Annotated in this window: 8 protein-coding genes; 2 read left to right on the top strand and 6 right to left on the bottom strand. The window is 66.3% G+C overall.

Translation table 11 applies throughout. The annotated features are described in order from the left end of the window. From hrpA to LPN03_RS10045, 3 genes are all read right to left on the bottom strand, one after another. The coding region (gene hrpA, locus LPN03_RS10055) for an ATP-dependent RNA helicase HrpA (protein ID WP_262454146.1) at positions 1–3,998 on the bottom strand (3,998 nt) is incomplete at its 3' end. Between the two features lie 63 nt (positions 3,999–4,061). Then, on the bottom strand, positions 4,062–4,415 hold the full coding sequence (locus LPN03_RS10050) for a GntR family transcriptional regulator (protein ID WP_165180870.1): 354 nt from the start codon (positions 4,413–4,415) through the stop codon (positions 4,062–4,064). Continuing rightward, positions 4,412–5,398, bottom strand: a complete 987-nt coding sequence (locus LPN03_RS10045) for a hypothetical protein (RefSeq protein WP_262454145.1) — start codon at positions 5,396–5,398, stop codon at positions 4,412–4,414. Before LPN03_RS10045 ends, LPN03_RS10050 begins: the two co-directional genes overlap by 4 nt. 110 nt (positions 5,399–5,508) lie before the next feature. Here LPN03_RS10045 and LPN03_RS10040 point away from each other — a divergent pair, with 110 nt between their 5' ends. Continuing rightward, positions 5,509–6,012 carry a GNAT family N-acetyltransferase gene (locus tag LPN03_RS10040; RefSeq protein ID WP_165180868.1) on the top strand — a complete coding sequence of 168 codons (504 nt, stop codon included), beginning with the start codon at positions 5,509–5,511 and terminating at the stop codon, positions 6,010–6,012. A 459-nt stretch (positions 6,013–6,471) separates the two neighbouring features. Continuing rightward, positions 6,472–8,310 carry an HNH endonuclease gene (locus tag LPN03_RS10035; protein ID WP_262454144.1) on the top strand — a complete coding sequence of 613 codons (1,839 nt, stop codon included), beginning with the start codon at positions 6,472–6,474 and terminating at the stop codon, positions 8,308–8,310. A 68-nt stretch (positions 8,311–8,378) separates the two neighbouring features. Here the strand turns inward: LPN03_RS10035 and LPN03_RS10030 are convergent, their stop codons facing one another. The 3 genes from LPN03_RS10030 to LPN03_RS10020 are packed head-to-tail and all read right to left on the bottom strand — an operon-like array spanning position 8,379 to position 10,917. Further along, complete coding sequence (locus LPN03_RS10030) at positions 8,379–9,869, bottom strand: MFS transporter (protein ID WP_262454143.1); 1,491 nt, start codon at positions 9,867–9,869, stop codon at positions 8,379–8,381. Then, a complete protein-coding gene (locus LPN03_RS10025; protein WP_262454142.1) occupies positions 9,866–10,432 on the bottom strand; it encodes an isochorismatase family protein in 567 nt (188 codons plus the stop codon). The genes LPN03_RS10030 and LPN03_RS10025 overlap by 4 nt, the downstream gene beginning before the upstream one ends. A 32-nt stretch (positions 10,433–10,464) precedes the next feature. Then, positions 10,465–10,917, bottom strand: a complete 453-nt coding sequence (locus tag LPN03_RS10020) for a MarR family winged helix-turn-helix transcriptional regulator (RefSeq protein ID WP_262454141.1) — start codon at positions 10,915–10,917, stop codon at positions 10,465–10,467. Between the last annotated feature and the right edge of the window lie 66 nt (positions 10,918–10,983).

Here is a 10,983-nt window from a genome sequence, read left to right as displayed (position 1 = left end):
CGGATGCGCTTTTCCGACACCGAATAGGCCGTCCCCAGCTCCACCGCGAACAGGCTGACCCGCAGTTCCTCAATCATCCAGCGCACATGCTCCAGCCCCGCCGTGGACCGCTGGCCCGGCAGCAGCGCCGCCATGGCGTCGTCGTACTCGTCCTCCAGCCGCTGCACGGCGGCCATCGACTGCCCGTCCCGCGCCACGTTGGAGGGCAGCTTCTCCAGCCGGCGTTCAATGGCAGCCAGGTACCGCGGCAGCTGGCTGAGCTGGGCAAATCCCGTTTTCGCCACAAAGCCGGGATACACCAGCAGGTCCAGCTGCTGCTTGATGTCGTTCAGGGCGCTGATCAGCGGCAGGCTGCTGGTGGAACGAAGCGCCTTGTCGATGCGCAGCTTCGACGCCAGCACCTTTTCCACCACGGCCGTCACCGAGAACACCGTGTCGATGAGCTCGGCGCGCACGGTTTCGTACAGCGCGTCAAAGTCCTTTTGGTTCCAGGGCAGCGCGGCCGGCGTGAGCTTGTCAATCGTGGCGAGGGTGCAGTCGGCAATCAGCTCGGTGACGGAGCCGTGCGGGTTTTGGCTGAACGTGAGCTTCTCGGTGTTGCTCAGGTGGTCCAGCACGTACCGGTCCGGCGACGGCACCCGCAGCGCCAGCAGCCGGATGACGCCTGCGCGCATGGCCAAATCCGCCACGTCTTGGCGCTGGAACACGCGGATCCCGGCCGTGGCGCCCTCGTCCACGAGCGCCGGGTAGCCCGTGACGGTGTGCCCGCCCACGAGCCGTTTGACCTCGCGCGGCAGCGAGCCCAAATCCCAGCCGGTGATGCCTGAGCGTTCCTGGATGCCTGCGGCGTCGGCGGAGTTGCCCGGGATGTTCGACGCCGGGGACGCGCCTCCCGCTGTTGCCCTGCCTGCCGCCGGGGTTCCGTTGGCGGGCGCTGGCCTGCCCTTGCCATTCGATCCGGCTGCGGGTGCAGCCAGCGGCGCCCGCCCGGCCTGGGTGGTTTTGGGTGTGGCGCCGAGTGATTCGGCAATGGCGCGGCGGGTGGCCCCGGCCAGCTTGGCCTGGAGGTCGGAGAGATTCTGGCCCTCCTCCAATATCCGGGCATTCTTGTCCACCACGGAGAACGTCATTCTCAAGTGCGACGGCACGGCGTCCCAGTTCCACGATCCGGGCGGGATGATGTGCCCCTTGATCCGGCGCAGCGCCAGCTCCAAGGACGGCTCCAGCAGGTCCGCGGCCGGGTCAAAGTCCGCGGCCAGGGCCGCGGCAGCCTGCCGCCCCACGTCCGGGGCGGGGATGAAGTTTTTGCGCACGGCCTTGGGCAGCGACTTGATCAGCGCGGTGACCAGCTCCGCCCGCAGTCCCGGAATCTGCCACCGGAACGGCGCCTCATGCAACTGGTTCAGGAACAGCAGCGGCACCTGGACGGTCACGCCGTCGGATGGGTTCGGGGCGGCACCCGGCGCGGTGGGATGGAATTCGTAGGACAGGGGCAGCTCAAACTCGCCCTCGGTCCAGGTCTTCGGGAAGGCGGCCTCATCCAGCGAAGGCTCCTCGACCATGACCACGTGCGCGTCAAAGTCCAGGAGGGCAGGGTTTTGGTGCCGCGCATCCTTCCACCACTTGTCGAAGTGCCGTTCCGAGACAACCTCGCCGCCCACGCGCCCGTCGTAGAACTCAAACAGCGCCTCGTCGTCCACGCGCAGGTCGCGGCGGCGCATGCGGGTTTCCAGCTCCTCCACCTCGGCCAGCAGGGCCTGGTTGCGGTGGAAGAACTTGTGGTTGGTGTGCCAGTCGCCCTCGACCAGGGCATGGCGGATGAACAGCTCCCGGCTGAGTTCCGGGTCAATGCGGCCATAGTGGATGCGCCGGTCCGGCACGATCGGCACCCCGTACAGGGTGACCTTTTCGTGTGCCATGACCGAGCCCATTTTCTTGGACCAGTGGGGCTCACTGTACGTGCGCTTGACCAGCTCAGGGGCCACCTGTTCGGCCCAGAGCGGGTCGAACTTGGCGGCCACGCGCGCCCACAGGCGGGAGGTTTCCACGAGCTCGGCCGCCATGACCCAGTCCGGCGACTTCTTGAACAGCGCCGAGCCCGGGAACACCATGAACTTGGTGCCGCGCGCGCCGGCGTATTCGCGCTTGCGCTGGTCGTACAGGCCGATGTGGCTCAGCAGCCCGGTCAGCAGCGACATGTGGATGGCGTCGTGGTTGGCCACCGGGTCAATGTCATTGCCGGACACCTTGATGTCCAGCGACTTGCCCATTTGCTTGAGTTGGGTGAACAAATCCTGCCATTCACGCACGCGCAGGTAGTTGATGAACTCGGCCTTGCACAGGCGCCGGAACGCACTCGAGGACAGCTCGTTCTGCTTCTCCCTTATGTAGCGCCACAAGTTAAGGAAGCCGGTGAAATCAGAGTTTTCGTCCTGGAAGCGCCTGTGCTTTTCCTGCGCCAGCTGCTGCTTGTCCGTGGGGCGCTCGCGGGGGTCCTGGATGGTCAGGGCAGCGGCGAGGACCATGACCTCCGCGGCCACGCCGCGCTTCGCGGCTTCCACGATCATCCGTCCCAGCCGCGGGTCCACCGGGAGCTGCGAGAGTTGGCGTCCGACGGCGGTGATCGCGCCTTGGGCGTTCACGGCGCCGAGTTCGCGCAGCAGCGTGATCCCGTCGGTGATGGCCCGGGAGTCCGGCGGCTGGACGAAAGGGAACTGCTCCACGTCCTTGGGGCCCCGGGCCACGCCCATCGCCGTCATTTGCAGGATGACGGCGGCCAGGTTGGTGCGCAGGATTTCCGGGTCGGTGAACTCGCTGCGGGCGTTGAAGTCTTCTTCCGAATACAGGCGGATGCAAATCCCGTCCGAAACGCGGCCGCAACGCCCCGAGCGCTGGTTCGCCGAGGCCTGCGAGACCCGCTCAATGGGCAGGCGCTGCACCTTGGTCCGGTGTGAATAGCGGGAAATGCGGGCCGTGCCCGGATCGATGACGTACTTGATGCCGGGGACAGTCAGGGACGTTTCCGCCACGTTGGTGGCCAGCACAATCCGCCGCCGCGAGCCGGGGGTGAACACGGCGTGCTGCTCGGCCAGCGACAACCGGGCGAAAAGCGGCAGGATTTCGGCATTGCGCAGGCGTGGGTTTGTTTTAACACGGCCGTGCAGTGCGTCCGCGGCGTCCCGGATCTCGCGCTCGCCGGAGAAGAAGATCAGGATGTCCCCGGGGGCCTCCTTGGACAATTCATCCACGGCGTCGCACACGGCATCGAGCGGGTCGCGGTCCTCCTCACTGTTGCCGCCGTCTTCCCGGTTCCCGCCGTGTCGGTTCCGGACGGCACCCAAGCCGGCTTCGCCGTCGTCGTCCATGTCCTCTTCGGAGCCGTTGGCGGGCCCGGACAGCGGGCGGTATCGGATCTCGACGGGGAAGGTGCGCCCTGAGACCTCCATGATGGGGGCGGGGCCCTCGGGGGAGGCGAAGTGGGCGGCGAAGCGCTCCGGGTCGATCGTGGCCGAGGTGATGATGACCTTTAGATCCGGGCGCTTGGGCAGGATTTGGCGCAGGTAGCCGAGGATGAAGTCGATGTTCAGGGAACGTTCGTGGGCCTCGTCGATGATGATGACGGAGTATTTCCGCAGCAGCTTGTCACGCTGGATTTCGGCGAGCAGGATGCCGTCGGTCATGAGCTTGATCTTGGTCTGCGGGCCCACGTGGCCGGTGAAGCGGACCTGGAAGCCCACCTCCTCGCCGATCTTGACGTCGAGTTCGCTGGCGATGCGCTCCGCCACGGTGCGCGCGGCAAGGCGGCGCGGCTGCGTGTGGCCGATCAGGCCCTTCTCGGCCAGGCCAAGCTCCACGCACATTTTGGGGATCTGGGTGGTCTTTCCCGAACCGGTTTCGCCGGCGATGATGGTGACCTGGTTGGCGGCAATGGCGGCCATGAGGTCGTCGCGGCGTTCCGAGACCGGAAGCGCGGCGGGGTAGGTGATAGTGAAAGTCATGGTGCCACCCAGTTTATGCCGTTATCGGAGTTGGCCTGCCGGGCGGGTTGAGGCCGTGTGGCGTTACTCCTGGCGCCATTGCGAACGGATGGCGCCCAGGGCGTCCTCAAGGGAGAGTGAATTTCCCTGGGCGGTTGCCACGAACTGCATGGCGGCCCGCCGCATGTCCCCGGCCAGCCCCTGCCCGTCGCGAACCCTGGCCCCCGTGGCCCGGCTGGTCTGGATCAGCCCGGCCGTCTCCAGTTCGGAGTATGCGCGCGCCACGGTGCCGGCCGCAACGCGGAGGTCGCCCGCCAGTTGGCGGATGGACGGCAAGCGCTGGCCGGGACCCAGCTCACCGGCGCGGATGAGGTCGCCGATTTGCTCCCTGATTTGCTCAAACGGGGGAATGGGGCTGGCCTCGTCAAGGGTGATCACGCCCCTGCTCCCTGGCTTGTTGGCGCCTGGTCAGCCGGTTTTGCCAGTGCGTGGCGTGCGGAGGAGCGGATGGTGAAGGCAGCCTTTGCGGCGAGGAATATCAGGAAGGCCCCCGCCACGACCAGCACAGGCCCGGCAACGGCAACCGCAAAGCCCACCGCGAAGAGGGGCTGGAGCGGGCCGTGGCCGGACTGGTTGAAGTTTGCCGCGGCGCCGGCCACTGCCTGTCCGGCCAGCAGCGCCGTGCCGCCGGCGTAGCCAAGCAGGGCCCCCGTCCCCAGCCGGACCACCACCCGGGTGGAGATTTCCCGCCACCGCATGTCCAATGCAGCCATGCGGGGATCCGGCAGCGACGGTGTGGAGGAGATTCTGCGCAGGGCCAGACATGCCGAACCGGCCAGGGCCACTGTGACCAGCATGAGCGGCACACTGTAGAACCAGCCCGGGTAGGGACCGGCCGACGTGCTGTGGGCGCCGTCGGCCAGGCGAATAAGGCGGTACCGGCCCAGTTCGTCCGGGGATGAAGTCAGCCCGGTGGCAACGAGCAGGCCAACGTAGCAAACGGCGATGGCCGCGGGGACCAGGAATGACCGGCGCGGGCCAAAGGACCACGGCTTCCGGGGCACCAGACTGGCGTTAGCCGCTCCGGTCCGTGGGGGCATTGGCGCCGGAAGCGAGGAGTACAGCAGCAGGCCTCCGCTCGCCGACAACCCCGCCGTCAGAGCCAGGGGGAGACCCACCTGGCCGGTGAAGGCAATGGATGCGCGGAGCAAGGCGAGGAACAGGACCACGGCAAATGCGATGGATGCGAGGGCCCGAAGCTGGGCAAAGAGCATGGCCCGGTTCTCGCTTGACTTCGACGCAGGGCCGGAGCCGGCCGGGATGGACCGTGCCGGCCTTTTGCTGGATATCCAACGCGCTGCGGAGGAGATGACCAAAACTGCCAGGGCGGATGAGAGGAACAGGACAAGCAGGTGGCTCATGGAAACTTCCTTCGTGTATTAGACAATTGATACACAGGAATGCTGCGTGTGTCAATTGTTTGATACACCGTGCTCCGGCCGCCGCTGCGTGGACCTGAAAGGATGGGGCCATGAACCAGGAGATCAAGATATTGGCAGAGTTCGCGCTCGCAGGCCGCACATTCCGGCTGCGGCGGGCGGCGGAGTCCGACGTCGGCGCCATCGTTGGGCTGATGGCCCGGGACCAGCTGCGGTCTGCAGTCGATTCGGCAGCCCCGGACCGGCGGGCGCCCTACGTGGCCGCGTTCCGGGCAATCAATGCCGACCCGGCCCACCTGCTGTGCGTGGTGGACGACGCCGATGGTGCCGTCGTGGCAACCATGCAGCTCACCTTCCTGCCCGGCCTTGCCCGTGGGGGTGCACTGCGGCTGCAGATTGAGGCCGTCCGGGTGGATGGGGGATTGCGGGGCAACGGGCTTGGCTCGGCCATGATTCTGTGGGCCGTTGATGAGGCTCGACGGCGGGGCGCGGCGCTTGTCCAGCTGACCTCGGACCTGGCCAGGCACGACGCCCACCGCTTCTACGAACGGCTGGGCTTTTCGCATTCCCACGCCGGGTTCAAGTTGATCTTTTAAGTTTTGCGCCGCCGGCAGGCGCGGTCCACAGTGGGCTGATTTTGGTGCGCTACGGCCACCAGTGCCGCTTTCCTCCCTCCACAGCGGGGGCTGGCTTGCTTGAGATCCACAGATTTGCCGGAATGGCCCCCTTGGAGATCCGCTGGGTTCAGATATTTCCTACGCTTGAAGCAGCAAGGGAAGGCAGCACGCGGGACATTGGGGCCACATGAAGGCCCCGCGATTCCGCTGAGGGTGGACTGACCGGGAAAAGGCGGGTGAATTTGAATGGCGGCACCGGAGTGGCAGGGGAGCGGCCCAACGCCTGTCGGCGCCGCGCCCGCGCCCGGCAGGCCTGTGCCCGGCAGACCTGTGGCCGGCGGGCCTGCGGCCCCATTTCCCGTTCCTGCCGCCAGCAGCCAGGCGTACCGCGGTGAGGGCTTGGGCAACCGGGCCCGGCTGATGGTCCAAGCGTCCGAATTGACGTCAATTGCGAAAGGGCTGGTCGGAAAGTGTGCCGACTTCCTCGATCCGGCACTCCTGGCACAGCTGGATGCTGCCTTGGCTCGTGAACTTGCCGACAGATCGGAAGCCCGTGCCAGCGAGGCAGCGGCCCGCGTCGGAACCGCGGTGCGTGAAGGCCGCTCCGCGGCAGCCCTGGATGGATTGGCGCGGCGCGCCTCCGCTGCGACGGCGGCAGCAACCAAGGCCACTGCGTTTGCCGCCAAGGCCGCAGGAGTCGCCCTGGCCCTGGAAGACCCCTTTCGTGACAGTGATGAATGCTGTTCCGACCTTGTCGACGGCGTCGATGCCGCAGGGCTGGTCGATCTGATCGAGCAGTTGGAAACGGCCAAGAATGCGCTGACGGGAGTGCAGGCCAAGGCCCAGGCCGTGTTTGCCGCGCAGCAGCGCCTGGCTCAGGCAAAAGCTGGGATGGTCAAGGACAAACTTGGCAAGGGAGTGGGCCTGCAGATCGGCCTGGCCCGGGGCGAATCGGCCCACCGCGGCCGCCAACTTGCTGAACTCGCCGCTGTACTCGTGCGGGAAATGCCGCACACCCTCAACGCCCTTGCCTCTGGTGCAGTGGGGGAATACCGGACCCAGATCATGGCAACCGAGACAGTGTTCCTGAGCTCGGAACACCGGGCCGACGTTGACCGTGCCTTGGCCTCGGACCTTGAGAAGTTCGCTGCCATGGGTACCAAGGAACTTGCGGCCGCGGCCCGCAACGCCGCCTATCTGCTCGAACCAGAGGTATTTACCAAGCGCAGGGGGAAGGCCGTCACCGACCGGCACGTCACCCTGCGGCCGGCCGCTGACGGAATGACCCTCCTCAGCGCCCTTATTCCCCTCAGGCACGGTGTTGCAGTCCTCAAGACCCTCACCCAGGTCGCTGACTCCGCCCGTGCGGCTGGGGATCAACGGGGCGTCGGCCAGCTCATGGCGGATGCACTCACCCACCGCCTGCTCCAACACCAGCCGTGTGACGAAGGCGCAGGAGCTGCGGGAGACCACAGGGGTCCGGCCACGGAAGTCTCCGGTGCGGCACGCGTGGTCGCCCCAGGGTCGGCCGCTGGCCGGGCCCATGGAACCGGGCCCGTTGGTGCCGTCGGCGATTCTGCCAATGACGGCGGCGCGATGGTTGGGGGTGCGTTGTTGGATTCCACGGGAGGACGGTGCACCACAATTACCGAACCAGGCATCATGCTGGAGCTTGTCATGACGGACAGGTCCCTTTTCGATGGTGCGAATGACCCCGCGGTCCTCACCGGCCATGACCCCATTCCTGCGCCGGAAGCGCGCTCCATGGTCCTGGGTTCCGGTCCCAGCCCCGGGTCTGGTACCAGCCCCGGGGCCGGTTCCAACTCCAGTCACAGTTCCGGTCCCGGCCAGCCGGCCGCCGCGCAGGTTTGGGTTCGGCGCCTCTACACACACCCCGAAACGGGGGCATTGCTTGCGATGGGTTCGCGTGCGCGGTTCTTCCCGGAGGGCATGAAGGAATTCCTGCGCCTGCAATATCAGCGTTGCGCCACGCCGTACTGCGACGCGCCGATCCGAGAATATGACCACATCAAATCCTGGGCCTCCGGCGGCACCACCACCATAGCCAACGGACAGGGACTCTGCGCGTCGTGCAACAAGTCCAAGGAAGCGCCGGGCTGGAGCGCCGAAGTCGTCAAAGGCGGGCCCGTCGTCCCGCGCACCACCTTTACCACCCCAGCCGGGCGTAGATATACGGCAATCGCCCCGATGCTGCCCGGTGGGCCGGGGCTCCTCGGTAGCCCACCCCCATCCGGCGAACCGCCGGACCCGCCCTGAACAGCGTCTCCGGTCACAGGCGCCGGCGTGCAGCTGGCGCCACCACTTGTCCCAATGGCCCAAGCTCGCTACGGAATGGGATCTGCCGAAGGCCCGTGGGCTGCACGCGAAGTGCGGCCCGGCGGCGGGTTTGTTGCACCGGATGGGCCCGGAGAAGAGGGGGTTTCGGCATTGGCCATTTTGGGAATGGCCCGGTCCGCAGCAGCCAGCAAAAGTACCGCGGCACCGATGCCGCCAATCACCCAGCCCAGGGTGTGGAAGCCGGCGTCTGTGGCGGCAGGGCCAAAGGTGATGCCGATCAGGCTCGCCGAAAATATAGCCCCGATGTAGGCGAAGGTCCGGTACAGTCCGGAGGCTACCGCAATGTCGCCGGCCGGCGCTTGCACGTAAAGTGCGGCCTGGTTGGCAAATCCGCTAAAACCATTGCTGAAGCCGAAAAGCAGCGACATGCCGATGAGTATGGGAACGCTGGAATGATGGGTGATCAACAGCATCACGGCAGCAGTCAGCACCAAAGCGATGCCGGCGAGGACGAGGGGAGTGCGCACCCAGCCCTTGATGGAAACCACCCTGGCTATGACAATACTCAGTCCCGACAGCGGGAGCAGGATGAGTCCCACGGTGGACGGGACAAGCCCGGCGCCCTGTTCCATCCATTGGCTGGTTCCGTAAAGGGCAGTGTAAATGCCCAGGCCCACCAGCAGCTGGCGCAGGTATGTGCGTTGCAGTGGGCGGTTGGCCGCAAGCATTCGGACATCAATCAGGGGCTGGCCGGCCGTCCGTTCCCAAAGTACCAGTGCAGCGCCCAGAACGGCGGCTACTGCGGCCAGCCACCATTGCGGCTTCCCGAGGTCTGCGAGAAATACCAGCAGGGACGTGGTGGCTCCGGCGAACAGGGCGATGCCTGGAAGGTCGACGGCGGAAACCAGTCCTTTCAGGTCACGGCGCGGGCCAGGATCATCCTTGGCCACACCCACAAGAGTCAGCACAAATGTGACCAGTGCCAGCGGGACGTTGACCAGGAACAAGGCGCGCCAGCCGAAAGTGCCGACGAGGATGCCGCCGAGGGGCAGGCCAAAGACCATGGTGATCTGGGATGCAATGGAAAAGTTGCCCAGCACGCGTCCCGGCACCCCGGCGCCCCTTGAGTCTGCCCGCTTGCGGACCAGTGCCATCGCAGTCGGATAGGCCGCCGACGTGCCAATGCCGATCATCGCACGCGAGAGGAGCAGGAAGCCAAATGCGGGCGCCGCAGCACCGACCACCCCCGCAGCCAGCAGAATCACGATTCCTGCCAGGAACACGCGCCGCGGCCCAAAAAGTGTGGACAGCTTGCCCATGGTGGGTTGCATGACCGCGCTGCACAGGTACAACACGGAGATCAGGCTGGCTGTGGTGCCCGGTCCGGTGTGAAAGTCCACGCCGATGCCAACAAGTCCCGTGGCGATCATGCTGCTGTTGATGGGGTTGAGTGTCGACCCCAGCAGCAACGGAGTCAGGAACCGCCATTCGGAAGGTTCGCGGTGCGCCGCGGATGGCACTGCGGCACTGCTTGTCATGCCCGTGTGGCGGCCAGGAGCTTGATGATGTCGCCGGCGGTTCCAGTTTCGCCCAGCCGCGGGAAAATTCGGGCCACGCTGTTTTCGTGGGCGTCGGCATTCATGTCCGTCATGGCGTCGACGGCGAGGGCGACGTTGAGGCCGTGCTCGTGTGCCTGCCGGGCCGTTGATTCGACGCCCACGCTGGTTGCCACGCCCAAAACCACCACCTGCGTGACGCCCAACCGCTCCAGGTGGTCCGCCAGGTCGGTGTTCGTGAACGCTCCCCACGTCTTTTTTACGACGGTGTGGTCGCCTGGCTGCTGCTTGAGTTCGGGGATGAGATCCGCCCAACCAGGCGGCAGCGAGCCAATGCTTCGCGGCGCCTGTTCCGTCCTGCCCGGTGCGCCACCTGAAACAGTGACCAGGACTACGGGCAGATGGTGGCTGCGGAACGCGTCGGCGAGCGCCGCCGCGTTCTTCACAACGGTGTCCATTGGATGTGCCGCGGGCAGGGCGGCGACACCGTTTTGCAGGTCGACGACGACGAGGGCCGTCTGCGGGTCAAGGGTTGTCAGTGTCACGGGATTCTCCTGGGGGCTTGGAATTGTCGGGACTATGAGTCGGCGAGCCGCGTGAGCAGGGCGACTCCGGCCGCCAGTTGGTCCTGTTCGTCGGCGGAGAGCGTGGCCCGAATGGCCCGGAACAGCCAGTCGTCCTTTGCCGCGCGGGCTTCCCTGACCGTCTCCCGGGCAGATTCGGTCAGGGACCAGATGGTGGCCCGCCCGTCGTTCGGGTCCGGTGCGCCGCTGACCAGCCCGGCGGCTTCGAGAGCTGCGACCTTGGCGCCCATCGACTGCGGGCGGACGCCCTCGGCCCGGGCCAGTGTGGACACCGTGGCGGGACCTCCGGACTCCAGCCGGGCCAGCGCCGCGATTTGTGATGGCGTGAAATCGCCGAAGACTCGGCCCGAATTCATGCGCCGCCGCAGTTTCCCCACCACCACGCGCAGCTCGGTGGCCACCGCCGACGTTTGGGCGGCCGCGGTGTCACCAAGATGTTCGCTCATGCCTCAAGCATAAATTATATTAAGGGAAACTGTGCAGTTTCCTTCATATATTATTGACCGGTGCCA

Source organism: Arthrobacter sp. A2-55, assembly GCF_025548615.1.
Taxonomy (GTDB): Bacteria; Actinomycetota; Actinomycetes; order Actinomycetales; family Micrococcaceae; genus Specibacter; species Specibacter silviterrae.
The sequence above is the reverse complement of the archived record's forward strand: the minus strand, read 5'-3'. Positions and strand labels throughout refer to the sequence as shown.

What these genes read in the sequence shown, in the direction of transcription:
- LPN03_RS10020 (WP_262454141.1), bottom strand. Translation starts at nt 10,917, where the DNA reads ATGAGCGAACATCTTGGTGACACCGCGGCCGCCCAAACGTCGGCGGTG.
- LPN03_RS10045 (WP_262454145.1), bottom strand. Translation starts at nt 5,398, where the DNA reads ATGAGCCACCTGCTTGTCCTGTTCCTCTCATCCGCCCTGGCAGTTTTG.
- LPN03_RS10040 (WP_165180868.1), top strand. Translation starts at nt 5,509, where the DNA reads ATGAACCAGGAGATCAAGATATTGGCAGAGTTCGCGCTCGCAGGCCGC.
- LPN03_RS10030 (WP_262454143.1), bottom strand. Translation starts at nt 9,869, where the DNA reads ATGACAAGCAGTGCCGCAGTGCCATCCGCGGCGCACCGCGAACCTTCC.